Below are 26,616 nucleotides of genomic sequence, written 5' to 3' on the forward strand. Positions count from 1 at the left end.
GTGTGAAGGGGAACCGGTGCTGCCATGACAAACCTCCGTTTGTCACAGTGATTCAGAATTCTGTCAGCTTGGGAATCCCCGAAGAGTCGGCCTTCGCTCCCGTTGGTATAAGATGCTGATCGAAGTGCCGGACACAGGAATCCGCACGCTTTGGGACAAGCTCTACTTCGATGCCATATTCAAGCGTGCGCGAAAGGAAGGACTTGGCCGCCACGACGCCAAGGAAGTGGCCAGAACTTTCATTGGACAAGTTCGGGACTTAGCGAGGTTTCAGATGAGATCCCGCGCTTCTCATGACAGCCTATAGATATGAGCCCCCTCGCGGACATTCGCCTGCCGATCCACAACGCCCTCATCTACGTCCGGAACACCGGGGACTGGGATGTGCCGGGGATCGACGGCATCGGACATCTGTGGACGAGCAAGACCTGCGTCGCGGTAGGGTGCCTGCCGGACATCGACGGAGCCACACGGATCATCGTCGGCGATGCCGCCGACGTTCCGCGAACCGAGCACGAAACCTTCGATGGGCGGATTGAGACGCCGTCGAAATCCGTGACCGTCGAATCTGTCTACGACCATGACCTTGCGGTCGTCACGACAGGGACATCGTCGACGCGCGTTCAGATCTGGACGGACGGAACGTCGCTTTCCTCAATCATTATCGTCGGCGTGCATCGACATGACTGAGATCATTCACTGGACCGCCCGTCATCCCATCCAAAATTCTCTTATCTTTATCCACGATGACGGGAATTATGATCTTCCCGAGATCGATGGAATTGGGCGGCATTGGATTACGCCGACATGCGTCGCGGTCAGTTGCAGCCCCGGCTGCGACGCGGATACGATCGTCGAAATTGGCGACCCATCCGATGTCCGGCAGTCCGAACCCGACTGACGATTTGGACAGACGGACATAAATGCTCCGAATTCGTGTCGATCGGCGTCAGCCTCAGACAGAAATAGCGAACGGGAACGATATCGGCACCGCAGGAAGGAGGTCGGAATTGACGGATTCCATTCAACTCGCTCCTCCAAACTCCCTCTTCTTTCTGTCGGACATAGAGGATGACGGAACGGGACCGGAATTCGTCCCGGATCGCCTGATCCTGTCGACCCCATCCTGCATCTCGATCGGATGTCTCGCCTTTGTCGACGGCAAGACGACGTTGACGCTGGCGCCATCGACGGAACTCGATCTGAAGCTGCCGCCAGCGTTCACCGGCTTCCTGAAAACACCCAATCGTGGTGTACGTATCTCGACGGTCGAGCATCCCTCGCTGCTGAGACTGACAACGGGCACAGTGTCGAGCAAAGTCCGAATCTGGGTCAATCGGCCCATCGAGCCGGACCGCATTATCATCGGGATCGGAGCGGCCTCCTGAGAGCCCCTCCCCCGCGTGACCCGGCCGCCTTACGCACTCTCCGGCACGAATGCCTGCTCCATCTCGCGGCGCAGATCATAGGCCCTGGAGCCGGTGGGCGCCGCGACGTCGGCGTAGGTCACCGGCGAGCCGGCGCTGACCGGCCGGGTCAGCGTCACGCGATGGGCGAGGCCGATCGGCAGCGCGCCGTTAGCGAAGCTCCGGGCCGCCGGTATGGCCTTGCCATAGACCGTGTAGCCACCTTCCCCGTCGAGAACCTCGCCCACGCGAAGCTCTCGCTTGGCGATCGCCACCGCGTCGCCGCGCCAGGTTTCCGACACGCCGGTCGCCTCGCCGCGCAGCGCCGCGTTGAGCACCGAGATCGACAGTTCCAACCCGATCAAGTGAAACGGCTTGTACATCGACGCGTAGCGGCCGGTGGCGTCGGTCGGCAGCCCATATTGCTTGAAACAGGCGGCGGCGTAGTCATTCGGCGCTTTCAGGACGACATAGACGCCCCAACGCAGATCCCGGTAGACGGGACGGCCGTCCCGCTCCAGCGAGGAGACGACCTCGACCATGCCGTCGCGGTCGAGTTGCCCGCCAACGTCCCGGGGGCGAAGGATGTGGGCGAGATCGTCGACGCCGCAGGGCGGAAATGTCAGCCCGTCATCAGGCACCGACAGGTCGCAGGCATTGGCGATGGCGGCCATCTCGATCGCCGACTTGGTGCCGTCGAGAAAGGAGTTGAACATCTGCGGGTTCATGCCGGCCGCGGCCGCCTCCTCCGGCGACAGGCCGTAATGGGTCCAGACGTCGTCGGGCGTCACCTGGTGATAGGCTGGCAGATATTTCGTACCCTTGCCCGCCGCCGCGATGGTGAAGCCGGCCGAGCGCCCCCAGTCGACCATCTCGGCGACCAGCGCCGGTTGGTCGCCATAGGCCATCGAATAGACCACACCGGCCTCGCGGGCGCGCCGGGCCAGAAGCGGACCGCAGAGAACGTCCGTCTCGACATTGACCATGACCAGATGCTTGCCCGCGGCGATACATGCCAGCGCATGGGTAACGCCGGCCTCCGGCATCCCCGTCGCCTCGATCACCACCTCGACCCCCTCGGCCGAACAGGCATCGACACCGGAATCGACGAAGCGCGTTTCGCCGATCCGCGCCTCATCCCAGCCGACGTTTCGGCAGGTCTGGCGCGCCCTGTCGGTGTCGAGGTCGGCGATGACCGCGATCTCGAGGCCCGGAATTGTCGGCACCTGCGACAGGAACATCGAGCCGAATTTGCCGGCGCCGATCAGCGCGACCGTAACCGGCCGGCCATCCTCATGGCGGCGGCGAAGCAGATGTTGCAGATTCAAGCGGTCGGCTCCTCTCCTCCCGGCGCGTCTCGACCTCCATCGAACGAAGCGCCTGTCCTCACCGGCCGGACGGTACGCGGAGCTTACGTTTCAGGCAACGGGGCGTGCCCTAGCCGAACCGCGCCGCCAGTTCCGCCGCCAGCGCCGCGTCCTCGCAATCCCGCTCGACCGTCTTCGAGCGCACCAGACAGGCTTCCGACTTCAGGATCACGCCGTCGGTAAGGATCTTCAGATGGTTGGCGGTCAGCGTCGATCCGGTCGAGGTGATGTCGACGATGATGTCGGCCGAACCTGCCGCCGGCGCACCTTCGGTAGCACCCAGGCTCTCGACGATCCGATAGCTCTGGATGCCATGCAGGCGGGTGAAGAAGCTCTGTGTCAGCCGCCAGTATTTGGTGGCGATCCGCAAGCGCCGCCCATGCCGGGCGCGGTAGGAGCCGGCGACGTCGCTCAGATCCTCCATCGTCTCGACATCGACCCAGGCATCGGGGACGGCGACGACCACGTCGGCATGGCCGAAACCGAGCCGCGCGATGATCTCGACGGCGGCGTCGGGCTCCGCGATCGTCTCCCGGACCAGATCCTCGCCGGTGATGCCGAAATCGATCGCCCCGTCGCGCAGCTCCCGCGCGATTTCCGAGGCCGACAACAGCAGCACCTCGAGGCCCGGCGCGCCGCTGACCACGGTGCGGTAGCTGCGGGCGTTCTCCGCCGTCGCGACACTGATCCCGGCCGCCGCCAGCGCCGCGATCGCCTTTTCGTTCAACCGCCCCTTGGACGGGATCGCCAGCGATACGGTCATGACTTTTCTCCCGCCTGGCCGGTCGCGGCGCCAATGCGGTCGAGCCAGAGCGCGAAGCCCACGGCCGGGATCGGCGCAGCGGCACCCAGCATCGTCAGCAGACGGTCGTAGCGCCCGCCGCCGGCCAGCGTCTCGTCGGAACCCTTTTGCCGCGCCTCGAAGACCAGCCCGGTATAATAGTCGATCGGCCGGCCGAAGGCGGCGCGATAGCGCACCGAGGCCAGATCGACGCCGGCGGCGCGCAGCGCCAGATTGCGGGTCTCGAAGAACAGCGCCGCGCGGCCGAGATCGAGATCGGCCGATTCCGCCAGACCGCGCAGCCGGTCGCCGGCCTCCCCGAGCGGGCAGTCGATCGCAAGGAACTGCCGCAAAAGGTTCAGCGGCGCGTCGTCGAGCCGCGCCTCGGCGACAGCGAGCTTTTCGATCAGCCGCACCGCGACCTCGCCGGGCGAGCGGCCGGCATGGGGCGGCAGTCCCGCCTCCTCCATACGCGTGCGGATCGTCCGGGTCAGCGCGCCCTCCTCGCGGCGGCGGGCGAGATCGGCAAGCTCCGGATTGAGCCGCTCCAGCGTGCCGGCACCGCCGGTTGCCAGCGCGTTGAGCGCCGCGTCGAGCAGCCCGTCATGGCCGAAAGTGCGCACCAGCCGGCGCTGCCAGCCCTCGGGCAGGCCGAGCGCCTTCAAGAACGCCTCGAACAGACCCTGATCGCCGAGCACGATGTCGAGGTCGGCCGGATCGATGCCGCAGGCGGCAAGCCCCGCCAGCGCATCGGCCAGCGCCCTTGCGTCGGCGGTGGCGCGGTTGGCCTCGCCGAGATCCTCGATGCCGGCCTGGAAGAACTCACCCGGCCCGCTGGGGCGCTGGCGGAAGACGAGGCCGAGATAGGAATAGCGGCGCGGCAGCGCCTCGCCCGCGCCGACATGGCCGAGGCAGACGGGAATGGTGAAATCGGGGCGCAGGCACAGATGCTCGCCGGCCTCGCCGCGGGTGAGAAAAATGCGGCGGCGCAGCGCCTCGCCGGCGGTGTCGAGATAGGGGTCGGCCGGCTGGATGATCGGCGCATGGACGCGGCGCGCCCCGCGTGCCTCGAACAGGGCGCCGAGCGCGGTCTGGAACGGAGCGGGCGCGGTGTCGCTCACTGGCTCAGGCTCCGGAAGCGCCGGACGCGCGATCCTCGGCATGGCGGGCGAGGATGCGGCGTACGGCTTCGATCATCTCACCTTCGTCCACCATCTCCTGGCCGGCGCGGGCCTCGCGCCATTCGGCATTGTCCTCGATGGTTTCGGCGATGCGCTTGCCCTCGATCAGATCCTTGATCTGGACCTTTCCGGCCGCCTTCTCGTCGCCGCCCTGGATGATCACGACGGGCGCGTTGCGGCGGTCGGCATATTGCAGCTGCTTGCCGAACTGTTTCGGGTTGCCCTGAAAGACCTCGACCGGCACCGGCGGCTTTGACGGATCGCCGTTGAGCGCGTCGCGCAGCTTCGTCGCCATAGCCTGATAATCGGCCATGCGGTCGCGATCCATCACCGTGACCACCACCGGGCCGGGTCGTTCCGACACATCGAGGCGGCCGAGATTCTTCAGCGCCGTCTGCAATCGCGAGACGCCGATGGAAAAGCCGGTCGCCGGCACCGGCTGGCTCATGAAGCGCGAGACGAGGCCGTCATAGCGCCCGCCGCCGCCGACCGAGCCGAACTGGACTTTCTGGCCCTTGTCGTTGACGACGTCGAACAGGAGCTCGGCCTCGAAAACCGGGCCGGTGTAGTATTCGAGACCACGGACGACTGAGGGGTCGATGCGGATTCGGTCGGGGCCGTAGCCAGCCGCATCGAATAACTTCGCCATATCTTCCAATTCTTTTGCACCGTCCGCGCCAATTTGTCGGAAATCGACACGATCGCCAAATCTCCGAGCGATGGCGGCATTCACGTCATAGCCATCTTCTTTGAAAGTACCGAATTCCCATTCAACGCCATCCTCACCGGTGACGATCCGTGTGTCGGCTGGATTGCCAGGAACCAGCCTTTTAGTATCGAATTTGAAATCTGAGATTGTTTTCAATACCCAGCCTATTGACCTAGCGTTGAGCTCCGCCCCCGGCGTGAAATCGCCCTCGCCCTCTTTGCCTCCGTCCCAACGGCCCTCACCCAGCAACAGCCGCACGCCTTCGATGCCGAACTTGTCGAGTTTGTCGATCGCCCGCAGCACAGTCAGCCGCCTCCCGGCGTTCTCCGCGCCGCCGAGGCCGATCGCCTCCAGGACGCCGTCGAGCACCTTGCGGTTGTTTACCCGGATCACATACTGGCCGCGCGGAATCCCCAGCGCCTCCATCGTGTCGGCCATCATCATCGCCATTTCGGCGTCGGCCGAGACGTTCGGCGCGCCGACGATGTCGGCGTCGAACTGCATGAACTGGCGAAACCGCCCCGGCCCCGGCTTCTCGTTGCGGAAGACATGCCCCGCCCGGTAGCTGCGATAGGGTTTCGGCAGGGTCTCGTAATGTTCCGCGACATGGCGGGCGAGCGGCGCGGTGAGGTCGTAGCGCAGGCTCAGCCACTGCTCATCGTCGTCCTGCAGCGAGAACACGCCGGCATTCGGCCGGTCGGCGTCGGGCAGGAATTTGCCGAGCGCGTCGGTGTATTCGAATAGCGGGGTCTCGACCGGCTCAAAACCATACGTCTCGTAGACGCGCCGAATGGTGGCGAGCATGTCCGCCTCGGCGCGCAGATCGTCGGCGGTCCGATCGACAAAGCCGCGCGGCACCCGCGCCTGGACCCTCGTCGGTTTCTTCTTCTTTTCAGCCATGATGACGCAGCGATCCGGATGGGTTCGATGGGCGCGCGGGGCGCCGACAGTTGCGGGCGTTCCCGTAACCCGTGCGGCAAATTTCGGCAAGGCGACGGGTTTGGGTGGGGGCGCCATCGGGCATGGCTGGGTGACATCGGATGGCTGGACGTCGCCGAGATCGGCGCCTTCTCGCCCCTTGTGGGAGAGAAAGCCTTTTCGCGGGCTTAGGGCGAGCGCAGCGAGGTCTAAACCGCAGAAAAGGCAAGAGCGGGGTGTCACCAGACCAACCGCCGCCGCGATGGCGGACAAGTCGCCCAACACCCACCCATCCTTCACCCTCGACGATGAGGGCGCCGGCATCCAAACCTCGTCATCCCGGCCTTGAGCCGGGATCCATGCCGCGACGTTTATTCCCTCTCGTCCGTCACCGGATTGGCGGCTCGCACGGCCTGGAATGGGTCCCGGCTCAAGGCCGGGATGACGACCGTGTTTGGTGTCGCGGCCTTCCTATCCACCGTGGCAACAGACACTATGGCTCTGACGAAGTCGGCCTAGAGGCGCTTGTTGAACAAGGAGTTCTGAAACCGTGACGCTAGTGTCAGAAAAGAATCTCGGCGGGATGGCAGTTGATGAGCTTTTGGCAGCCTACGTCGCTTTGTGTCTGCGGCAGTTCGATGCAAACGAGGTCGAGGATTCTCGCCGCTACAACGCGACATTTCCCATCATGATGGCGATCGAGACGGAACTTGAGAGCCGCGCAGGCGATCAAAGACGGGCGCTGAAGGGGCTGTTCGATCATCAGAACATCCAGGTGCGACTACAAGCCGCTCGTGCATGCCGCTCAGTCGCCCCCGTAGCTGCCGCCGCGTTGTTAGAGGAAATCAGAGCCTCCCAACGTTTCCCACAAGCAGCCGACGCCGGCATGTGGCTTCGCGGCGGGCGGAAAGATGCGGCCAAGCGGAAGCACTGAAGCCATGACACGAGCGAAAAGCGGCGATATGACGATCGAACAGTTGGTCGCCCACTACTCCGAAATCGGAGTGGCGCAGGACAGGGCCCTGCTGGATAATTTCGTCGGTCAGTTCAACCGGCTCTACGATGAGGCGCAGGCGGTTGAGGACGAACTGAAACGCCGCGAAGGCGACCAGCGCCGCGCGCTGCTTGCGCTCTATGGGCACCCTAATTGGCAAGTCCGTCTCAACGCGGCTCAGGCTACGCGACCGGTGGCTCCGCAGGCCGCACGCCGGATGATCGAGGAGATCGCAGACTCGCGGCACTTTCCGCAGGCAGGCCATGCCGGCATGGCGCTCTATGCTATGGACAGGGGTATCTACAAGCCGGAGTGAGGCTCATGGCAACCATTCGGCCCGACGATCAAACGGTTCCGGAGCTCGTCGCGGCGTTCGTCGCCGTCAGCCTCGCCCAATCGAAAGCCATCGATGACGACAATCACCGGCGCTACAACAAGCTGGTCGATGACTATCTTGCCTTGGAAGCGGAGCTACGGTCACGCCAAGGCGACCAACGGCGAGCCTTGCTGCCCTTGTTCAATCACAGGAACGTCCAGGTCCGTATGAACGCGGCTCTCTCGACGCTGGCCGCATTACCGGACGAGGCGCGAGAGACGCTTCGACTGATCCATGCCCGGCGCGAATATCCGCAAGCCGCCGATGCGATCGGTCTGCTCAATGCATTGGAGCGGGGAACCTACTTGCCGACATAAGGCGATGCCGGCGCTACGAAATGCGAAGGTTCTGAAATGGCGATCGTCCCCCAACTTACCGAACTCACGGTCGACGAGATCGTCCGAAAGTACATCGCGATCGGCCTTGCCCAGGACAAGGCGATAGAAGCGGACGACACCAGCACGTTCAATCGGCTGGCGCGTCGCCAGTTCGCGTATGAGAAAGAACTGAAACGCCGCGAAGGCGATCAGCGACGGGCGCTGGTTCCGCTTCTCGAACATTCCAACGCGCAAATCCGTTTGAACGCGGCCCATGCGACACTCATTGTGGCACCGCTCCTGGCGCGCGAGACGCTGGAAGCCGTCGCGGCATGGGAGTCCGGCCCCCAGGCTCTCGATGCGGGGATGGCGATTCAGATGCTCGACGAGGGACGGTTCGTTCCCAAGTGAGGCTCGCCGTACGCAGCGGGAACTGACAGACGCGATTTGCAGATCGGCCTAGCCAGGCTCAGGAACGAAGGGATTCTCAAGCCGTGAGACCGATCAATCTGACGACCGCGAGCGTCGACGATCTCGTCGCCTATTTTGCCGAATTGGGGTTGGCGGAGGACGAGGCGGAGTTGCGAGCCGCCCAAACGACGATCAACCGGCTGGTGCGGCGGCGATTTGCCGTGGAGAACGAATTGAAGGCGCGCGCCGGCGACCAGCGGCGCCAGCTCAGCCGCTATTTCAACCATCCGAACATTCAGGTGCAGCTGAACGCGGCGACCGCGACGCTGGCATTGTTTCCGGCGGAGGCGCGCAGCAAGATCGAGGAGATCGCGAGCTGGAGGGTCGGACCCTATGAGCTGGAGGCTGGCATGCGATTGGCCGCTTTGGACGACGGAACCTTCATCCCGCAGTAGCGATCCTACGTTCGCACCGGCCGCGCGAATGCCGCGCGCTCGGCCTCACAGGCCACACGCACGCAACACCCCTCGACATGGTCGTTGACGAAGCCCATCGACTGCATGAAGGCATAGACGGTGGTCGGACCGACGAAGCTGAATCCGGCCTTCTTCAGAGCCTTGGACAGACACGTCGAGGCCGGCGTTACCGGGTTGGCGGCAAGCCAGGCGCCGGTCAGGACCTCCGGCCGTTCGTCGGAACCGGGTTCATGCGCCCACAGGAAGGCGGCGAGCGAGCCGTGCTCGGCGCGGATGTCGCGCGCGCGGCGAGCGTTGTTGATCGCCGAGACGATCTTGCCGCGATGCCGGATGATGCGGGCATCGAGAACGAGGCGCTCGATGTCGGTCTCGGTCATCGCCGCGACCCGGTCGATGGAAAAGCCCTGGAAGACTTCGCGAAAGGCATCGCGCTTTCTGAGGATGGTCAGCCAGGAGAGCCCCGCCTGAAACCCTTCCAGGCAAAGCTTTTCGTAAAGCCGGTCGTCGTCGGCCGAGAGGCGGCCCCATTCGCGGTCGTGATAGGCGCGATAGGCCGGGTCGCCGCCGTGCCAGGCGCAGCGCAAGAGGCCATCCTCGCCGCGGATCAGGCCGGCGGGAACGGGTGCGTCGAGGGCGGACGGCTGCGAAACGGTGGCGTTCATCGGGGCAGTCATCGCAGCCCTCATTGTGGGGGGCAAGTACGCTCTTGTGCGCTCCTGCCAACCTACGGCGATAAGGAAGCATTAACCCTACCGCGATCTTGCTGAGCGTCCGCATTCGATCCGTCCGCGAATTTACGGTTTTCTCGTTCTTTCCCGCCAGTCTGGGCATCAAGGGGCCTCGTGCCCCGCGACCGATCAACGGAACGAGTCCCATGAAGCGAACGAAAGCCTGCTTGATTCTCGCGGCCTTGGTGGGGGCGTTGGCGGCCCCTTCGACCACCCTGGCCCATGACAGCTATCACGATCTGGCCGCCGTGCCGCTGCCGCCGCATCTCAGCGCCGAGCGGGTGTTGCAGCTAACGCCGGGCAGCGGCGTCGTACCGGGCTATTATGGCGCCGCCGTGCGACGCCCGGACGTCGCCCGCTCCGGCGTCATTCTTGCGACGACGCCGGTGCTGATCGAACAGCCGGTGCGGATACCTACCGTCTACGCCGCGCCGGGGGCGGTCGCCGCTCCGCAGGGCGTGGTTCTAGCGCACGCCCAAGGTCGACCCGTGGCGCCGCAGCGCGCGCTCGACCCCGTGTATTTGCCGCAGGACGTCGCCTATGGCGGCAAGGAGGCGCCCGGCACGATCGTCATCGATACAAAATCGAAATTTCTCTATCACGTCGGCAAGAACGGCAAGGCCCGCCGCTACGGCGTCGGCGTCGGCAAGCAGGGCTTTAGCTGGCGCGGCACCGAAAAGATCAGCCGCAGGGCCGAATGGCCGAGTTGGACGCCGCCGAAGGAAATGATCGCCCGCGAACGCAAGAAGGGCCGCATCCTGCCGGCGCGCATGGAAGGCGGCGAGGCCAATCCGCTCGGCGCCCGCGCGCTCTATCTCGGCTCGACGCTTTACCGCATCCACGGCACCAACCAGCCCTGGACGATCGGCAAGGCCGTCTCCTCCGGCTGCATCCGCATGCGCAACCAGGACGTAGTGGAGCTCTACAGCAAGGTAAAGGTCGGCACCAAGGTCATCGTCCGCTGACCGGACGGCCGGCGCGCAGGCACGGATCCGTGTAGCGCTCTTTCCGAAACAGCACCGAATAACATAACGTAGCGGCAGGGATCCGCTTGGGACGCGGCATCCGCGCTGGAAGAGGGAACGCAAGCAATGAACAAATGGACGCAATGGGCGGCAGCCGGCCTGGGAGCGGCCTTGGCGCTGGTGCTGACCGTCGAGGCCGGCGCACAGGAAACCCGGCGCTACGATTACGCCACCAACTCCTGGGTGACGGCAAGCGCTGCCACGCCCCAGGGCCGGCGACTTTCCCAGCGCCGCCCGGCGGCCAAGTTCGAGCGGACGCAAGTGCGCATCGAAACCAAGGAAAAGCCCGGCACGGTGATCGTCGATTCGAGCAAGAAGTATCTGTATTTCGTCGAGGGCAACGGCATGGCGACCCGCTACGGCGTCGGCGTCGGCAAGGAAGGCTTCGGCTGGTCCGGCCGCATGAGCGTTGGCCGTAAGGCGGAATGGCCGGGCTGGACACCGCCCGCCACGATGATCGCGCGTGAGCGCAAGAAGGGGCGCATCCTGCCTGCCTACATGAAGGGCGGCCCGGCCAATCCGCTCGGCGCGCGGGCTCTGTATCTTTATCGCGGCGGTCGCGATTCGCTGTTCCGCATCCATGGCACCAACCAGCCCTGGACCATCGGCCAGAACATGTCGTCGGGCTGCATCCGGATGATGAACGAAGACGTCGAGCACCTCTACAGCCGGGTGCCGAGCGGCTCGAAGGTGGTCGTCATCGGCCCTCGCGGCGAGGGATCGAAGGGCGTTTATGCCGAGCGCGGCGCGGTCAAGACCGACGTCCTCTCGGCGCTGTTCGGCGGCTGATCGCCGCATCCGATCCGAACCATATATCTCGGCCCGCCGGCGACGGCGGGCCGTTTCGCGTTCGGCGACAACGTTTCTTATTCAGCGGCCTGCAGAGCGGGCTCGACGCGTGGCTCGACGCCGGCAAGGCTGGCCGGTTTCTCGCCGCCGAACGCCCAGTCCAGCAACTCGACCGTGTGCAGGATCGGGATCGCCGTCGCCGAGCCGATCTGCGTCATGCAACCGATATTGCCGGTGGCGATCGCTTGCGGTGCGAGACTCTCGATGTTCTTCACCTTGCGGTCGCGCAACGTGGCGGCGATCTCCGGCTGCAGGATGTTGTACGTGCCGGCCGAGCCACAGCACAGGTGCCCTTCCGGGACATCGCGAACCGTGAAACCGGCTTGGGCGAGCAGCACCTTCGGCGCCATGGTGATCTTCTGGCCATGCTGCATCGAGCAGGCCGAGTGGTAGGCGACGACGAGGTCGGTCACGTTCACCGGCAGCGGCAATGCGAGGTCCGACAAAAACTCGGTGACGTCCTTGGCCAGCGCCGAGACCTTCGCGGCCTTTTCGGCATAGGCGGGGTCGAGCCGGAGCATGTGGCCGTAATCCTTGATCGTCGTGCCGCAACCGGACGCCGTGATCAGCACCGCGTCGAGCCCGTCTTCCTCCGCGGTGCGCGTCCAGACATCGACATTGCGACGGGCGAAGCCGAGCGCTTCGTCCTCCTGGCCCATGTGATGGACGAGGGCGCCGCAACAGCCCTCCCCCTTCGGCACCACGACCTCGACGCCGAGCCGGTTGAGCAGCCGCACCGTCGCCTCGTTGATCTTCGGGTCGAGCACCGACTGAGCGCAGCCGGTGAGAAGCGCGACGCGTTTTTGGCGTGCTCCCTCGGCGATGTGGACCGCCGGATCGTTGATCGCCGCTTTCGCCGGCACGCTGGACGGCGCGAGCCTGAGCATCGCGGCGAAGGGTTTCAGCGGCTTGATCGCGGCAAAGAGCGGCGCGAGCGGGCGGCCGAGCCGCGCCATCGTCAGGCTGGCGCGGAAGCGGGCCGGATAGGGCAGCGTCATCGCCAGGACGCGGCGGATCATCCGGTCCATGAACGGCCGGCGATAGGTCTTGGCGATATGGACGCGGGCGTGATCAACGAGGTGCATGTAGTTCACATCGGCCGGGCAGGTGGTCATGCAGGCAAGGCAGGACAGGCACCGGTCGATATGGGTGACGGTCTTTGCGTCCGCCGGCCGGTCGTTCTCCAGCATCTCCTTGATCAGGTAGATGCGGCCGCGCGGGCTATCGAGCTCGTTGCCGAGCGTGACATAGGTCGGGCAGGTCGCGGTGCAGAAGCCGCAATGCACGCATTTGCGAATGATCTGTTCGGAATGCGCGACGTCGGGATTGTCGAGCTGGGCGGGTGTGAAGGTGGTTTGCATGGTTATCCCATCTTGCCCGGATTGAGCACGCCCATCGGGTCGAACTGCTCCTTCAGCCGGCGCGACAGCGCGGCGAGCGGACCGGGCTGCGGCTGGAACACCTCTGTCGCGGTCCTGACGCTGTCGGATGCGCGCACCAGCGTCGCGTGACCGCCACCAAAGCGGGCGATTGTCTCGCGCACCAGCGCCGCTGCGGGCTCGCCCTCCAAGCGCATCCAGACGAGACCGCCCTGCCAGTCGTAATAGGCGTCGATGCCAGTTTGCACCCGTAGGCTCATGACGATCTCATGGCCGCGCGTCGGCATGACCGACAGGCGCCAGACCGGCTTGGTCGTGCCGTCGACGAAGGGCCGCACGTCCCGGACGTCGCGCCAGACCGCGCGGGATGCCTCGGCCTCGAGCGTCTCCAACGGCGCCACCTTGGCGAGCGCCGCGCCGAGATAGGCGGCGCGCGCCTTGACCGAAGGGCCGAAGCCCTCGAGCCGGATCAGCGTCGCCGCGTCCTTGCCGAGCGCCCCGTCCGCGACGCGCCCCGCCACATAGGCCGGCAGATGCGCGGCCCCCGATGCCTCGGCGGAGGAGCCCATCGCCGCCGCCATCGCTCCGGCCGCCGCGTCGTCGTCGAGACCGCGCAGCACCAGCGTCGTCTCGGTTTCGGTTTTCGGCAGCACCTTGATCGTCACGTCGGTCAGCACGGCGAGCGTGCCATAGGAGCCGGTGAGCCCCTTGGACAGGTCGTAGCCGGTGACGTTCTTGACCACCCGGCCGCCGGACTTGAACATTTCGGCGCGACCGGAGACCGCGTGAACGCCAAGGATGTGGTCCCGCGCCGCGCCCTGTTTCAGGCGGCGGGGACCGGCAAGATTGCAGGCAATGACGCCGCCGATCGTCCCCTGCCCCGGCTCCAACCCGTGCAGCGGGCCGTAGTCCATCGGCTCGAATTCGAGGCGCTGGTTGTTGTCGTCGAGCAGGCGCTCGATCTCGGCCAGCGGCGTGCCGGCCCTGGCCGACAGCACCAGTTCCTCGGGCTCGTACAAGGTGACGCCGGTCATCCTGGCCAGCGACAGCGTGCGCGCCGCCTGCACGGGACGGCCGAGGCCGCGCTTGGAGCCGGAGCCCTCGACGACGAGCGGCGCTTCCTGCGAAACCGCCGCGGCGACGATGTCACGAAGATCGCCGGGCGTTTCAGGGCGGAGCGTCGCTTGAGCGACCTCGCTTGCCTTACGGGAAGGAATAACGGTCATGCCAGATCCGTCCGCGCGTAAAGATCACGAAGGGCGCAGGAGAAGCCGAATTCAGGCAGTTCAATGCGATCGTCGCCCGAACGGAAGACGCGGCCCCGCCACTCGTCGGACCGCGACCAGACTTCGACGGCCATGTCGGTCTGCGAGAGGATCAGGACGTGCAGGCAGTCAGGGTGATCGGCATAGCGAAGGCGTTTGGTGCTGATGTAATCGCGGGTGTTGGTGTCCGACAGAACCTCTCCGGCCAAGTAAAACCTTTCGGCGAAATACACACCTGTCGGAATGCGATCAACGACAGCGACATCGACCTGAGGACGGAAGCCCGGATGGGCCGGAACCGACAGGCCGATTTCCCGCATGGCGTCGAGATCGTGTCGCGACGCGTCGAGCGCGTCGTTAAGAAGCCGTTCCAGATTCGATCCAATTCGTTGATGCTTCAAACTCGGCGGATGCATCATCTGGATCGGCTCCCCATCGATCAACTCCCATCGTTCGTCCTCCGAACGTGCCTCCAGAAATCTGAGGAAGCGCGCCTCGTCCATCGGCGGGTCGTCTTTCAGCGACGGCAGCATTTCGATCGCGCCCATGATCAGAACCTCGGCAGGTCGGGGAAAGCGACCTGCCCCTTGTGAACATGCATGCGGCCGAGTTCGGCGCAGCGGTGAAGAACGGGGAACATCTTGCCCGGGTTGAGCAGGTGCTTGTTGTCGAAGGCGCATTTGACCCGCTGCTGGTGCTTCAGATCGTCCTCGGAGAACATCTCCGGCATCAGATCGCGCTTTTCGACCCCGACCCCATGCTCACCGGTCAAGACGCCGCCGACTTCCACACAGAGCCGCAAGATGTCGTTGCCGAATTCCTCGGCCCGGTGCAGTTCGCCCTCCTTGTTGGCGTCGTAGAGGATTAGCGGATGGAGGTTACCGTCGCCGGCGTGGAAGACGTTGGCGACACGCAGATCGTATTTTTCCGACAGCGCCTTCATGCCGGCGAGCACCCTCGGCAGCTGCTTGCGGGGGATGGTGCCGTCCATGCAGTAATAATCCGGCGAAATCCGCCCGACCGCCGGGAAGGCCGCCTTGCGCCCGGCCCAGAAGGCCGTGCGTTCTTCTTCCGACTGCGAGACCTTGGCGGTGACCGCACCATTGGCCTTGGCGATCGCCTCGACCTCGACAAGCAGATGGTCGACCTCGGCGGCGGGACCGTCGAGCTCGACGATCAAGAGCGCCTCGACATCGCGCGGGTAGCCGGCATGAACGAAGTCTTCCGCCGCATTGATGGCGAGGCGGTCCATCATCTCCATGCCGCCGGGGATGATGCCCTTGGCGATGATCGCGGCAACGCATTCGCCGGCCTGTTCGGAGGTCGGGAAGCCCAGCAGCACGGCACGCGCCGTCTCCGGGCTTTGCAGGATGCGCACGGTCACCTCGGTGACGACGCCGAGCAGGCCTTCCGAGCCGGTCATCAGGCCGAGCAGATCGTAGCCTTCGGAGTCGAGATGCTTGCCGCCGAGGCGCATCACCTCGCCCTCGATAGTGACCAGTTCCACCCCGATCACGTTGTTAGCCGTCAGCCCGTATTTGAGGCAGTGGACGCCGCCGGAGTTCTCCGCGACGTTGCCACCGATCGAACAGGCGATCTGCGAGGACGGATCGGGCGCGTAGTAAAAGCCCTGGCCCTCGACGGCCTTGGTGATGCCGAGATTGGTCACGCCCGGCTGCACCACCGCGCAGCGATTGTCGTAGTCGATCTCGAGGATACGGTTGAACTTCGACAGGACCAGCAGGACGCCGTCCTCGAGCGGCAGCGCGCCGCCGGACAGTGACGTGCCGGAGCCGCGCGGCACCACTGGGATTTCCTCGGCGTGACAATATTTCAGAACCCTGGCGACCTGGGCGACCGTCTCCGGCAGCACCACGACCAGCGGCATCTGGCGATAGGCGGTCAAGCCGTCGCTTTCGAAGACGCGCATCTCGTTCGCTGCATCGACGACGCCTTCGCCGGGCACGATCGCCCTGAGCGACGTAACGATCGCGGCGCGGCGATCGAGGATCGCCTGGCTCGGCTTCGGCATCATGACCGACATGGACGGAACTCCCTAAACTGCGGCCCGAAGGTAAGCCCGCGGCGGCGCTTCGTCCACCGCGACCGCCCTTCTGTCCATCATTCTCAATGGTCGGCGGCGGAACGGTTCATATGCCGCTTGCGGATGCGGCGCACGACCAGCCAGACGCCGAGTAGCGCGACCGGCACGAAGGCGGCGATCAACACCGGCTGGGCGATCGGGAAACCTTCGTATTCCAGACCCTTGGCGACATAGGCGAAGAGGCCGACCACGTAATAGCCGATCGCCGCGACCGACAGGCCCTCGACCGTCTGTTGCAGGCGCAGCTGCAGCTGCGCGCGGTTGTCCATCGAGCGCAGGAGATCGCGATTCTGGTGCTCCAGCTCGACGTCGATGCGGGTGCGCAGGAGATTGGCTGCCCGCGCCAGCTTTTTCGACAGCGTCGCCTGGCGCTCCTCGATGGACCGGCAGGTGCGCATCGCCGGCGCCATGCGTCGTTTGAGAAACGCCGACCAGCTTTCCTGACCCGGGATCGGCTGTTCCACCAAGGCGTTGAGCCTTTCGCGGACGATTTCGTCATAGGCCCGGCTCGCCCCGAATCGGTAGAGAACCGAGGCTGACGACGCTTCGACCTCGGCCGCGGCGAGAGTGATTTCCTGAAGCAGCGAGCGGCTGTCCTCGCCGCCCTCCCGCATCTCCTCGGTAATGCCGGCGAGCCGCGCCTCCAGCTGCGTGACCACCGGGCCGATGGATTGCGCCAGCGGCAGGCCGAGCAGCGCTAAAGTGCGGTAGATCTCGATTTCGACCAGCCGCATGGCGAGCGCCCCGGCGCGTGCGGGCGGCAGGCCGTCGTCGAGCACCAGGATGCGGGTCAGTCCATCGCCGTCCTGACGAAAGTCGGTCGCGGCATGGGCCAGCCCGCCATCCATGATGGAATAGCAAAAGCTCGCCTTGTCGAAGCCGGTCAGCGAGGCCTCGCCGGCCTCGTCATGGGGCCGGATTTCCAGGCGGACGCCGGCGATGAAGGGACCGGGCGCGCGAAACTCGGCGCCGAAAGGATGCCCCTCGAACGGGTCGCCGAAGCGCGCGGGCGGCGGCCCTTCCCAGGAATAGGTCGAAAACTCGGTGTGACGCTCCCAACGCAGCCGGCCCTTGCCGAAGTCGAAGGAGTGGGTTCGGGCACCGGAGGCGGGCGGCGCCACGCCTCGGCGCGTCGACATTTCGGAGAGGATCGCGATGTCGCGTTCGCCTTGATCTTCCATCATGAAAGCCAGAACGATCAGCGCGCCGGGCGTCTCGATCAGCGGGAACGGGCGCGCGTGCAGTTCACCGAGTACCGCCGCGCGGCGCGGATCAGGCTCGAACGTCTCGAAGGCGCTTTGCTTGAATGTCGTTTTGGCCATCATCCCTTGCGCCTTTCGTGTCGCGAGCGTGCTAGCCGAAACGAGAGATGAACGGAAGCCGCCGAGCGCGGGAAGATATTGCAGCGCAGACAAAACGAGCCCAAAAGGAGCGGAATGGGCGCCTGGGCGCCGGGAGCTTGGCGGGCGGCATATGTGCCGCAGGAAATCATCTGGGAGAGGGCATGGCCGACATCGACCATACAACCGATCAAAACGAAGCGAGGTCCACCACGCCCGAGGTGGCGCTCTTCGTCACCTGCCTCGTCGATTTGTTCCGGCCGAGCGTCGGCTTCGCGGCGATCAAGCTGATCGAGGATTCCGGCTGCCTGGTGAGCGTGCCGACGGCACAGACCTGCTGCGGCCAGCCCGCTTATAATTCCGGCGACCGGGCCGATACGCGCGCCATTGCCGAGCAGGTCATCGCCACGTTCGAGGGCTTCGACTATGTCGTGGCGCCGTCCGGCTCCTGTTCGGCGATGCTGAAGAAGCATTATCCCGAACTCTTCACCGGCGACGCCGAATGGGAGGCGCGGGCGGCGGCGTTTTCCGACAAGGTCCACGAACTCGTCAGCTTCCTTGCCGATGTCCGTGGTGTCACCGCCGTCGAAGCCAAGGTCGCGGGCACGGCAACCTATCACGATTCCTGTTCGGGCCTGCGCGAACTCGGTGTCAAGGCGCAGCCGCGAAAGCTGCTCGAATCGATCGATGGGCTCGAACTGACCGAACTGAAGGAAGCCGAGGTCTGCTGCGGCTTCGGCGGGACCTTCTGCGTGAAATATCCCGATATCTCCAACGCCATCGTCACCAAGAAGGCCAAACATGTCGCCGCCAGCGGCGCCGACATGCTGCTGGCCGGCGATCTCGGCTGCCTGATGAACATGGACGGCAAACTGAAGCGCGAAGGCATCGCCGTGGAAGTACGCCATGTCGCCGAGGTGCTGGCCGGCATGACCGACACGCCGCCGATCGGCGGCAGGCTATGACACGGATCGTCAACGGCGAGACCTTCTTGCCCCTTTCCAAGTTCCCCGCCGAATGTCCCTATACGATCGAGCAATCGCGCGATCACGACTGGATGCCCGAGTAACCGATGCAAATCACCTCCCAGACCTTCAAGGCCAATTCCGTCAAGGCGCTCGCTGACGTCGAGCTGCAGCGCGCGCTCGGCAATGTCGAGCGCGGCTTCATCGCCAAGCGGCAGAAGGCCGTCGATGCGTTGCCCGAATTCGACGCGTTGCGCGACAAGGCGCGCGAGATCAAGAATCACACGCTGAAGCACCTCGATCTCTACATCGAGGCCTATGTGGCGAAGGTCGAGGCATCCGGCGGCATCGTGCATTTCGCCGAGGATTCCGAGCACGCCCGGCGGATCTTCCTCGACATCGCCAAGCGGCGAAAGGCGAAGACCGTCACCAAGGGCAAGACGATGATCTCCGAGGAGATCGGGCTCAACGAGTTCCTCGAGGCCAATGGCATCACCCCGGTCGAGACCGACCTCGGCGAATACATCATCCAGCTCCGCGGCGAGCATCCGAGCCACATCATCGCGCCCGCCGTCCACGTCAACCGCGACCAGGTCGAGGCGGATTTCCGCCGCGTCCATGTCGATCTCGACCCGAAACGCGACCTGACCGCGCCGGAGACGCTGCTCGGCGAAGCCCGGCAGATCCTGCGCCAGAAATACGGCGAGGCCGACGTCGGCGTCACCGGCGCGAACTTCCTGATCGCCGAAACCGGTTCCTCGGTGATCGTCACCAACGAGGGCAATGGCGACCTCACCCAGCTTCTGGGCAAATGCCACGTGGTGCTCGCCTCGATCGAGAAGCTGGTGCCGACGCTGGAAGACACCGCCCAGATTCTGCGCGTTCTCGCCCGCTCCGCCACCGGCCAAGACATGAGCGTCTACACCACCTTGTCGACCGGGCCGAAGCGGGCGGAAGACCCGGACGGGCCGGAGGAATACCACGTCATCCTGCTCGACAACGGCCGCTCCAACATGCTCGGCACCGAGTTCGAGGAGATGCTACGCTGCATTCGCTGCGGCGCCTGCATGAACCACTGCCCGGTCTATCACGCCGTCGGCGGCCACTCCTATGGCTGGGTCTATCCCGGCCCGATGGGCGCCGTGCTCACCCCGTCGCTGATCGGCGTCGACAAGGCCGGGCATCTGCCAAATGCCTCGACCTTCTGCGGCCGCTGCGAGAGCGTCTGCCCGATGCGGATTCCGCTGCCGAAGATGATGCGGCACTGGCGCGAGAAGGAATTCGAGAGCCATCTGCAGCCGACCACTCAGCGCGCCGGCCTTGGCGCCTGGGCGTTTTTGGCGCGGCGGCCGAAGCTATACCGCGCCGCCGTCTCCGTCGCGATGCCGATGCTCAAAGCCCTCGGCGGCAAAAAGCGCCGCTTTACGTCGCTGCCGCTGGCCGGCGGCTGGACCAAATGGCGCGACCTTCCTGCTCCGGAGGGCCGCACCTTCATGCAGGAATACGCGCAACGAACGGGCGGAACGGAGGCAAACCGATGAGCGGCTCGACACGCGACGCGGTGCTCGGCCGCATCCGCCGGTCCAACGGCGCCCGGCCCGGCGACCCGGAGCGCCAACGCATCGTCGAGGAGCGGCTTGCCGGCGCGCCGAAAGGCATCGTGCCGCAGCGCGGGCAGTTGCCGCATGCGGATCAGGTGTCGCTGTTCGTCAAGATGGCCGAGAAGGCTGACGCCACGACGGCGCGGATCGCCAGCTATGGCGATCTGCCCGCCGAAGTCTCGCGCTGGCTGCGCGACAACAATTTTCCCGCAGATCTACGTCTCGCCGAGGATCCGCGCCTCGCCGGCGCCGATTTCGGCGCCACCGCGCTGACCCTGCGACGCGGCGCATCGGACGGCAACGACCTTAACGCCCTCTCCCATGCCGAAAGCGGCATCGCCGAGACCGGCACGCTGGTGCTCGTCTCCGGCGCGGAGAACCCGACCAGCCTCAACTTCCTGCCCGAGAACCACATCGTCGTCGTCAAGGCCGAGGACATCGCCGGCGACATGGAGGCGACCTTTCCCGCGGTCAGGCAGCGTTACGGCAAGGGCGAGATGCCGCGCTCGCTGAACTTCGTCACCGGCCCGTCGCGCTCCGGCGACATCGAGCAAACGCTGCTGCTCGGCGCGCATGGCCCGCGGGCGCTGCACATCATCGTGGTGGGGTGATGGAGGGGCGGCAGGCGATCAATCGAAGCGATTTCCGGCCGACATTCCCTCAGGCGAGATAGGGTCCTGTCGGAAATTCGACGCCGTCGAAAATCTCCGCCAGCGGCAGTTCGATGCCGAGCGCCGGGACCGGCGCGGCCGTGTCCATACCGGCGAGACGGCTCTCGATCCATTCGCCGCCTTCGTTCCGCTCGAAAACGAACACCTCCGGCCGGTTCGGCTCGACATAGAGGATGGTGCGGAGCGAGGCGACAGTCTTGTATTCGGCGAGCTTGCCGGCCGTGTCGAAATCCCGCGTCGTCGGCGAAAACACTTCGACAACCAAGACCGGGTCACTGGCAATGAGCCCGTCGGGATCACGAGGACCGCAATCGACGCCGGCGTCGGGGCGGCGTATTTGGCCCGGCAGGGTCTCGACGCACAGGTCGGCCGTAAAAGGTCGGCACGGTTTTCCACGCTGCCTCTGCCGGAGTTCCGCCAAGATATTCAGAACAATGTCATCATGCCGGATCGTGGCCCCCGTCATCATTTCGACCGGAAATCCGCCGACGAGCTCGAAACGCCCAGGCCGGCCCAACTGCCAGGCGAGAAATTCCTCCACCGACCAGTGACGCGCTGCCGCCTGGCTCATCGTCTCGATGTCTCCCGGGATCGTCGATCTAGGCGGGAAATGTATCACGAAACAAGCTTGCCGCCATAGAACGGGCAAGGCGTCCTGCCCGCATCGCACAGCGATGTCGGTCGGCCCCGCCAAATCGCACGACCGTCTTGGGCCGGAGTCCACCTCTGGACAAAGGCCCCGAAAGCAGGATTTGTGGCGCGGAAATCCATTCCCCGGAGTTTCTGGCCATGCCCGTCGATCCCACCGTCCTCGCCGCCTTCGTCCTCGCCTCGGCGATCCTTGTGGTCATTCCCGGCCCGACCATCGTCATGGTCGTCGGCCAAGCGCTTGCCCATGGCCGGCGCACGGCGCTCGCCAGCGTCGCCGGCGTCGGACTCGGCGATCTGATCGCGGCCAGCCTGTCGCTGGCCGGCGTCGGGGCGCTGCTCGCCACCTCGGCCGGCGCCTTCGCCGCGCTGAAATGGCTGGGCGCGGCCTATCTGATCACTATCGGCATCAGGATGTGGCGCTCCCCGGTGAGCTTTACCGCCGAAGCGGCGACTATCGTCGAGACGCGCCGACGCCTCGTCTTTCGCGACGCCTTCCTGGTCACCCTGTTCAACCCCAAGGGCATCGTGTTCTTCGTCGCCTTCGTGCCGCAGTTCATCGACCCGGCGAAGCCCTATGCGGCGCAGGCAATGGTCTTCATCGGCATATTCGTGCTGCTTGGCATTGTGAACGCGTATCTCTACGCGCTGCTGGCAACGACGGCCCGCGGCTTCATCCGGCGACCGCGCGTTCTACGGTCGGCGACGCGCACCGGCGCCGCCTGCCTCATCGGCGCGGGCGTTCTCTCCGCCTTCGCGCCCCGGCCGGCTTGAGAAAGGTCCGTCCGCAGATGCCGAGTCATGACTTCCGGAGCCCGCGGCTGTTTGTTGAGAGCGATTTGTCCGAAGGGCAGGCCGTGCCCGCAACGCCGGTGCAGGCGAACTATCTCCACAATGTCATGCGCCTCGGCGAAGGCGATACGGTGCTTGCCTTCAACAGCCGCGACGGCGAATGGCGCTGCGATCTCACCAAGCCGTCCAAGAAGAAGCTCGAACTTTTGCCGCGCGAACGGGTGCGCGACCAGACGCCGCCGGCGGGTCTGCATTATCTGTTCGCGCCGCTGAAGCACGCCCGCCTCGACTACACGGTGCAGAAGGCCGTCGAGATGGGCGCTGGCGTGTTACAGCCGGTAATGACGCAGCATGTGCAGGCCTCGCGGCTCAATATCGAGCGGATGCGAGCGAATGCCGTCGAGGCAGCGGAACAATGCGGCATCCTGTCGATCCCCGAATGCCGCGAGCCGGTGAAGTTCACCGACATGATCGCCGGTTGGGACCACGCCCGGAGTCTGGTCTTCTGCGACGAGCGCGAGGAGGCCGAGAGCCCGATCGATACGCTGCGGGCGATACCACAGGGGCCGCTGGCGCTGCTCATCGGCCCCGAGGGCGGCTTTTCGGCGAAGGAGCGCGCAACGCTCCAGACCGCCGAATTCGTCACCACGATCTCGCTCGGGCCGCGAATCCTGCGCGCCGACACAGCGGCGGTCGCCGCTCTGGCCGTGCTGCAGGCGAGCATCGGCGACTGGCGTGAGGGATGATGCCATCTGGAGCTGGCCGCCATTGAGCCACAGATGGCGACGCACAGGTCCGCCTCATTCCTCAGAGGATAGCTTCAATGCCCTTCTTCTGAGCCAGCGAGAGCAGCTTCAGGGAAGGACCACCAGGCCTCTTTTCCCCCTGTTCCCATTTGCTGACCACGGATTTGCTGACATTCAGCACCTGCGCAAAAACCGCCTGGCTCATCTGCGCGGTCTCTCGAATCCCTCGGATGTCGTCAGCCGCGAGTTCCTCGACTGTCGTCAGACAGGCGGCGTCAAAGCGCCTCTTGGTTTTTCGATCGACGGCGCCGACCTTGTAAAGTCCGGTGACAGCCTCGTGAGCGGAGCGAAGCGCATCACTCCGATAAGCCCGCTTGCTCTTTTCCATGGTCAATCTCTATCCATTCCTTGGTTTCGAGCAGGCGTTCGACTTGCTCGGGGGCGAGATCGGCAATGATCTTGGCAAGGTCCCGATAGGTCTCCAATTCCTCGCCGGTAAGGTTCGCTCTCGCGCTCTTTGCAAACAGGTGAACGAAAACGATACGGTCCCCATACTTGTGAACGATGATGGCGCGGTGGCCTCCCGTCCGGCCTCCTTCGCCCTGTGAAACTCTTTGCTTGACGAGGTGCGCTCCAAGATCGGCATCGATCTTTCCCGCCAAGATGCGGGCCACCGATTTCCCCAACTCGGCGTCTGCCACCCCCGCCTTCCGGGCACCGCGGTTAAATGTCTTCGTCTTGAAAACCCGCATTGTAGCCTCGCGATGAACTCGTGATCAAAAACATAGCGTTCTATCCGATTCCAAGGCGACCATTCAAAATGGGCCATTTGGTCGACTGCCCAACCAGCGCTAACCGCACCCCGAAATCTATATCACTTAGTCCTATATTTCAATCGCAATTTCCGAACCCAGGTCTAACTCGGTGCCGGAACCGCAAGCACTGGCCGCACCGTCAACCCGAATTATGTTGCGATCGGGCGAAAAACTGGGCACGTCCCCACCTGAACGATGAACTCGTCCGTGCGGGCGACTCCAGGCGAAGATTTTAGAGGGCTCCTGCATGGCGCGCGACACGACCGATCTGACGCCGGTCACCTCGGTCGAGGATTTGACCGCCTATCTGAAAGGCGGCGAAAAACCGGCGTCGCTCTTCCGGATCGGCACCGAGCACGAAAAGTTCGGCTATTATATCGACGACCTCTCGCCGGTGCCTTACGAGGGCGAGCGCGGCATCGGAAAGCTTCTGGAGAAGATGCAGGCGCTGTCCGGCTGGGAAGCGATCGTCGATGACGGCCGCATCATCGGCCTCTACGGCAGCGATGGCCAGGGCGCGATCTCGCTGGAGCCCGGCGGACAGTTCGAGCTGTCCGGCGCGCCGCTGGAGACCATCCACGCGACCTGTCAGGAATCCAACGGGCACCTGGCCCAGGTCCGCGCGGTCGCCAAGGATCTCGGCATCGGCTTTCTCGGCATCGGTTCCTCGCCGACATGGACGATCGATGAAACCCCGATCATGCCGAAATCGCGCTACGAGATCATGCGACGCTACATGCCGAAGGTCGGCACGCGCGGCCTCGACATGATGTTCCGCACGGCGACGATCCAGGTCAATCTCGACTTCGCGTCGGAAGCCGACATGCGCCGCAAGATGCAGATCGGCATGCGGCTGCAGCCGGTCGCCTCCGCGCTGTTCGCCCATTCGCCCTTCACCGAGGGCAAGCCCAATGGCCTGTGTTCCTGGCGCTCGGAGGTGTGGTCCGACGTCGACAACCAGCGCTCCGGCCTCCTGCCCTTCGTCTTCAAGGACGATTTCACCTACCGGGATTATGCCGAGTGGGCGCTCGACGTGCCGATGTATTTCGTCACCCGCGACGGCCGCTACACCGACGCGACCGACGTCACCTTCCGGCAATTCATGGACGGCGCCCTCAAGGGCCGGGTCAGCGACCCCGAGCCGCAGATGGGCGATTGGGTCAACCATCTGTCGACGCTGTTTCCGGACGTCCGCCTGAAGCGCTTCATCGAAATGCGCGGCGCCGACGGCGGCCCGTGGCGGCGGATCTGCGCCCTGCCCGCCTATTGGGTCGGCCTGCTCTATGACGAAGCGACGCTCGCCGCGGTCGAGGCGCTGACGCGCGACTGGAGCTTTGAAGAAGTGTCGGCCATGCGCGCAGAGGTCCCAAGGAGCGGCTTCCGCACACCGTTCAGGGACGGCACGGTGCTCGATCTCGCCCGCGAGACGCTGAAACTGTCGCGTCAGGGCCTCGTCGCCCGGCGTTGCCTGAACGAGGAAGGCAACGACGAGAGCCATTTTCTCGCGCCGCTCGAGGAAGTGGCCGCCCGTGGCACAACGTCGGGGGAAGAGCTGATCCGGCTTTACGAAGAGCAATGGGACCGTTCGATGGAACGTGTCTTCAAGCACCTCAGCTACTGAGCCGTCGGCGGCCGCGGTCGCACGAGACGCCGCCGGGTCCCGTTCGCGCGACGTTTTGCCGCTGATGGGAGAAGAACCGGTTGCTCCGCTTTGACAGGGAGCGCATGGTGTGCCCGGATGTGGACGGGCACGCTGCGATCGAGGTCACAATGACCGATTTCTTCGACTGGCTGACTGTAGGCGATTCCGGCCTTGGCGCCGATCGTCTGGCGGATGCTTTCAAGCTCAGCCATCGGGAGATGCGAGAGACGACCGAGGCGCTGGCCCCCGCCTTCACCCTGGCGCTGCAACGCGCGATGTTGGATCCCGCCGCCTGGACGGAGCTCTCGCACCGGTTCCTGCCGTTCATGGACGGCACCACCATGCCGGGACCGGAAACCGCCAGGAGCCCGGCTGCGAAGGATCTGGCCAACGCGCTGTTCGGCTCGCGCGACATTTCCAACGCGGTGGCGCGGAAGGTCTCGCTTGCCAGCGGAATCGCTCCGGACACGGTCGAGAAGCTGATGCGCAACCTCTCGATCATGACCATGCAGACCATGGTCAAGATGATGCTCGCCAATGTCGCGCGAAATCAGCCCGCGGGGCTGGCCGACGGCAATTATCCCGGGGCGATCGCGGAAATGATGCGGCGCGGCGCCAATGCGATGGAAGCCATGGGGCGCCCATCCGACAGTCCGCAGCGCCGGCAGCCGAGCTTCCCGGGCGCGGCCGGATCGGATTATCTCGCCGGTCTTTTCGCCGATGCGCTGAATGGCAAGCTGCCCCTCATGCCGCCGGTCGCCGAGGCAACCGAGCGCCCGCCTTCGGCAAGCCGGCGCACAAGCGACGACGCCCCGCCAGCGTCAGATTTCATCCCCTTCCAGCCCTTCGAGGCTATGATGGAAGGCTTCGCGCGCGGGCTGCAATCCGGCGACGGTGCCGCGACGGACGAACCCGAAAGTCAGGCGCCCGCTCCGGAGCCCGAAGCCACCGCCGCCAGTACCTTCGACGATCTGGCCCGCGCCGGCCAGAAAATGCAGGACGACTACGCCCGCCAGATGACCGAGCTGTTCCAGCGCTTCCAGGGTGGGCTCGGAAACGACAAGGACCACTGATCGTCCGCGCTCGGGCCGGGACGAGCGCCAGTATCGT

The 26,616-nt window shown here is 65.0% G+C and carries 30 protein-coding genes; 17 read left to right on the plus strand and 13 right to left on the minus strand.

Features of this window, described 5'->3' with window-relative positions; translation table 11 throughout:
- The first annotated feature begins 309 nt into the window (after positions 1–309).
- From VQ045_RS11875 to VQ045_RS11885, 3 genes are all read left to right on the plus strand, one after another.
- The gene (locus VQ045_RS11875) at positions 310–690 is read left to right on the plus strand and encodes a hypothetical protein (RefSeq protein ID WP_331830247.1); all 381 of its coding nucleotides are present in this window, start codon (positions 310–312) and stop codon (positions 688–690) included.
- Positions 683–901: a hypothetical protein gene (locus tag VQ045_RS11880; protein WP_331830248.1), complete on the plus strand. Its 219-nt coding sequence runs from the start codon at positions 683–685 to the stop codon at positions 899–901. Before VQ045_RS11875 ends, VQ045_RS11880 begins: the two co-directional genes overlap by 8 nt.
- 109 nt (positions 902–1,010) lie before the next feature.
- Positions 1,011–1,388, plus strand: a complete 378-nt coding sequence (locus VQ045_RS11885; RefSeq protein ID WP_331830249.1) for a hypothetical protein — start codon at positions 1,011–1,013, stop codon at positions 1,386–1,388.
- Positions 1,389–1,417: 29 nt separating this feature from the next.
- On the opposite strand, the gene VQ045_RS11890 is transcribed toward VQ045_RS11885, so the two are convergent.
- From VQ045_RS11890 to VQ045_RS11905, 4 genes are all read right to left on the minus strand, one after another.
- Positions 1,418–2,734, minus strand: a complete 1,317-nt coding sequence (locus tag VQ045_RS11890) for an NAD(P)H-dependent oxidoreductase (RefSeq protein WP_331830250.1) — start codon at positions 2,732–2,734, stop codon at positions 1,418–1,420.
- A 109-nt stretch (positions 2,735–2,843) separates the two neighbouring features.
- Positions 2,844–3,536, minus strand: a complete 693-nt coding sequence (gene hisG / locus VQ045_RS11895; RefSeq protein ID WP_331830251.1) for an ATP phosphoribosyltransferase — start codon at positions 3,534–3,536, stop codon at positions 2,844–2,846.
- Positions 3,533–4,675 (minus strand): ATP phosphoribosyltransferase regulatory subunit, encoded by a 1,143-nt coding sequence (locus tag VQ045_RS11900; protein ID WP_331830252.1) that lies wholly within the window; start codon positions 4,673–4,675, stop codon positions 3,533–3,535. The genes hisG and VQ045_RS11900 overlap by 4 nt, the downstream gene beginning before the upstream one ends.
- 4 nt (positions 4,676–4,679) lie before the next feature.
- Positions 4,680–6,344 (minus strand): histidine--tRNA ligase, encoded by a 1,665-nt coding sequence (locus tag VQ045_RS11905; protein WP_331830253.1) that lies wholly within the window; start codon positions 6,342–6,344, stop codon positions 4,680–4,682.
- Between the two features lie 568 nt (positions 6,345–6,912).
- On the opposite strand from VQ045_RS11905, the gene VQ045_RS11910 reads away from it, so the two are divergent.
- From VQ045_RS11910 to VQ045_RS11930, 5 genes are all read left to right on the plus strand, one after another.
- Positions 6,913–7,296, plus strand: a complete 384-nt coding sequence (locus VQ045_RS11910) for a DUF2019 domain-containing protein (RefSeq protein ID WP_331830254.1) — start codon at positions 6,913–6,915, stop codon at positions 7,294–7,296.
- Positions 7,297–7,300: 4 nt separating this feature from the next.
- Complete coding sequence (locus VQ045_RS11915) at positions 7,301–7,672, plus strand: DUF2019 domain-containing protein (RefSeq protein WP_331830255.1); 372 nt, start codon at positions 7,301–7,303, stop codon at positions 7,670–7,672.
- Between the two features lie 5 nt (positions 7,673–7,677).
- Positions 7,678–8,049: a DUF2019 domain-containing protein gene (locus tag VQ045_RS11920; RefSeq protein ID WP_331830256.1), complete on the plus strand. Its 372-nt coding sequence runs from the start codon at positions 7,678–7,680 to the stop codon at positions 8,047–8,049.
- Positions 8,050–8,085: 36 nt separating this feature from the next.
- Positions 8,086–8,460, plus strand: a complete 375-nt coding sequence (locus VQ045_RS11925) for a DUF2019 domain-containing protein (RefSeq protein ID WP_331830257.1) — start codon at positions 8,086–8,088, stop codon at positions 8,458–8,460.
- Between the two features lie 83 nt (positions 8,461–8,543).
- Complete coding sequence (locus VQ045_RS11930) at positions 8,544–8,915, plus strand: DUF2019 domain-containing protein (RefSeq protein WP_331830258.1); 372 nt, start codon at positions 8,544–8,546, stop codon at positions 8,913–8,915.
- Positions 8,916–8,920: 5 nt separating this feature from the next.
- Here VQ045_RS11930 and VQ045_RS11935 read toward each other — a convergent pair whose 3' ends face one another.
- Positions 8,921–9,598: a DNA-3-methyladenine glycosylase I gene (locus VQ045_RS11935; RefSeq protein WP_331830291.1), complete on the minus strand. Its 678-nt coding sequence runs from the start codon at positions 9,596–9,598 to the stop codon at positions 8,921–8,923.
- A gap of 212 nt (positions 9,599–9,810) precedes the next feature.
- Between VQ045_RS11935 and VQ045_RS11940 the strand changes: the two genes are divergently transcribed.
- Positions 9,811–10,629 (plus strand): L,D-transpeptidase, encoded by an 819-nt coding sequence (locus VQ045_RS11940; RefSeq protein ID WP_331830259.1) that lies wholly within the window; start codon positions 9,811–9,813, stop codon positions 10,627–10,629.
- 126 nt (positions 10,630–10,755) lie between these two features.
- Complete coding sequence (locus tag VQ045_RS11945; protein WP_327647172.1) at positions 10,756–11,478, plus strand: L,D-transpeptidase; 723 nt, start codon at positions 10,756–10,758, stop codon at positions 11,476–11,478.
- Between the two features lie 77 nt (positions 11,479–11,555).
- Here VQ045_RS11945 and glcF read toward each other — a convergent pair whose 3' ends face one another.
- From glcF to VQ045_RS11970, 5 genes are all read right to left on the minus strand, one after another.
- A complete protein-coding gene (gene glcF, locus VQ045_RS11950) occupies positions 11,556–12,899 on the minus strand; it encodes a glycolate oxidase subunit GlcF (protein WP_331830260.1) in 1,344 nt (447 codons plus the stop codon).
- A 2-nt stretch (positions 12,900–12,901) separates the two neighbouring features.
- The gene (gene glcE, locus VQ045_RS11955; protein WP_331830261.1) at positions 12,902–14,143 is read right to left on the minus strand and encodes a glycolate oxidase subunit GlcE; all 1,242 of its coding nucleotides are present in this window, start codon (positions 14,141–14,143) and stop codon (positions 12,902–12,904) included.
- On the minus strand, positions 14,140–14,730 hold the full coding sequence (locus VQ045_RS11960) for a Uma2 family endonuclease (protein WP_331830262.1): 591 nt from the start codon (positions 14,728–14,730) through the stop codon (positions 14,140–14,142). The genes glcE and VQ045_RS11960 overlap by 4 nt, the downstream gene beginning before the upstream one ends.
- Positions 14,731–14,732: 2 nt before the next feature.
- A complete protein-coding gene (locus VQ045_RS11965; RefSeq protein ID WP_331830263.1) occupies positions 14,733–16,226 on the minus strand; it encodes an FAD-linked oxidase C-terminal domain-containing protein in 1,494 nt (497 codons plus the stop codon).
- Between the two features lie 83 nt (positions 16,227–16,309).
- Positions 16,310–17,608: a DUF3422 family protein gene (locus VQ045_RS11970; RefSeq protein WP_331830264.1), complete on the minus strand. Its 1,299-nt coding sequence runs from the start codon at positions 17,606–17,608 to the stop codon at positions 16,310–16,312.
- A gap of 182 nt (positions 17,609–17,790) precedes the next feature.
- Between VQ045_RS11970 and VQ045_RS11975 the strand changes: the two genes are divergently transcribed.
- From VQ045_RS11975 to VQ045_RS11985, 3 genes are all read left to right on the plus strand, one after another.
- Positions 17,791–18,591: a (Fe-S)-binding protein gene (locus tag VQ045_RS11975; protein WP_331830265.1), complete on the plus strand. Its 801-nt coding sequence runs from the start codon at positions 17,791–17,793 to the stop codon at positions 18,589–18,591.
- A 107-nt stretch (positions 18,592–18,698) separates the two neighbouring features.
- Entirely contained in the window at positions 18,699–20,132 is a 1,434-nt protein-coding gene (locus VQ045_RS11980; protein ID WP_327647185.1) for a LutB/LldF family L-lactate oxidation iron-sulfur protein, read from the plus strand.
- Positions 20,129–20,803, plus strand: coding sequence for a LutC/YkgG family protein (locus tag VQ045_RS11985; protein ID WP_331830266.1), 675 nt, complete (start codon positions 20,129–20,131; stop codon positions 20,801–20,803). The genes VQ045_RS11980 and VQ045_RS11985 overlap by 4 nt, the downstream gene beginning before the upstream one ends.
- Before the next feature lie 49 nt (positions 20,804–20,852).
- On the opposite strand, the gene VQ045_RS11990 is transcribed toward VQ045_RS11985, so the two are convergent.
- Positions 20,853–21,434, minus strand: coding sequence for a Uma2 family endonuclease (locus tag VQ045_RS11990; protein WP_327625413.1), 582 nt, complete (start codon positions 21,432–21,434; stop codon positions 20,853–20,855).
- Positions 21,435–21,652: 218 nt separating this feature from the next.
- Between VQ045_RS11990 and VQ045_RS11995 the strand changes: the two genes are divergently transcribed.
- Both VQ045_RS11995 and VQ045_RS12000 read left to right on the plus strand, forming a co-directional pair.
- The gene (locus VQ045_RS11995) at positions 21,653–22,285 is read left to right on the plus strand and encodes a LysE family translocator (RefSeq protein ID WP_327647189.1); all 633 of its coding nucleotides are present in this window, start codon (positions 21,653–21,655) and stop codon (positions 22,283–22,285) included.
- A gap of 17 nt (positions 22,286–22,302) precedes the next feature.
- Positions 22,303–23,049: a 16S rRNA (uracil(1498)-N(3))-methyltransferase gene (locus tag VQ045_RS12000; protein ID WP_327647191.1), complete on the plus strand. Its 747-nt coding sequence runs from the start codon at positions 22,303–22,305 to the stop codon at positions 23,047–23,049.
- 61 nt (positions 23,050–23,110) lie between these two features.
- Here VQ045_RS12000 and VQ045_RS12005 read toward each other — a convergent pair whose 3' ends face one another.
- Together VQ045_RS12005 and VQ045_RS12010 are read right to left on the minus strand one after the other, a co-directional pair.
- A complete protein-coding gene (locus VQ045_RS12005; RefSeq protein ID WP_327647193.1) occupies positions 23,111–23,437 on the minus strand; it encodes a helix-turn-helix domain-containing protein in 327 nt (108 codons plus the stop codon).
- Positions 23,406–23,801: a type II toxin-antitoxin system RelE/ParE family toxin gene (locus VQ045_RS12010; RefSeq protein WP_327647194.1), complete on the minus strand. Its 396-nt coding sequence runs from the start codon at positions 23,799–23,801 to the stop codon at positions 23,406–23,408. Before VQ045_RS12010 ends, VQ045_RS12005 begins: the two co-directional genes overlap by 32 nt.
- Before the next feature lie 310 nt (positions 23,802–24,111).
- Here VQ045_RS12010 and VQ045_RS12015 point away from each other — a divergent pair, with 310 nt between their 5' ends.
- Together VQ045_RS12015 and VQ045_RS12020 are read left to right on the plus strand one after the other, a co-directional pair.
- Positions 24,112–25,485 carry a glutamate--cysteine ligase gene (locus VQ045_RS12015; RefSeq protein WP_327625418.1) on the plus strand — a complete coding sequence of 458 codons (1,374 nt, stop codon included), beginning with the start codon at positions 24,112–24,114 and terminating at the stop codon, positions 25,483–25,485.
- A 149-nt stretch (positions 25,486–25,634) separates the two neighbouring features.
- Positions 25,635–26,579 (plus strand): hypothetical protein, encoded by a 945-nt coding sequence (locus tag VQ045_RS12020; protein ID WP_327625419.1) that lies wholly within the window; start codon positions 25,635–25,637, stop codon positions 26,577–26,579.
- Positions 26,580–26,616 lie beyond the last annotated feature (37 nt).

Origin of the sequence: Aurantimonas sp. E1-2-R+4, assembly GCF_036549515.1 — a bacterium.
GTDB classification, from domain to species: domain Bacteria; phylum Pseudomonadota; class Alphaproteobacteria; order Rhizobiales; family Rhizobiaceae; genus Aurantimonas; species Aurantimonas coralicida_A.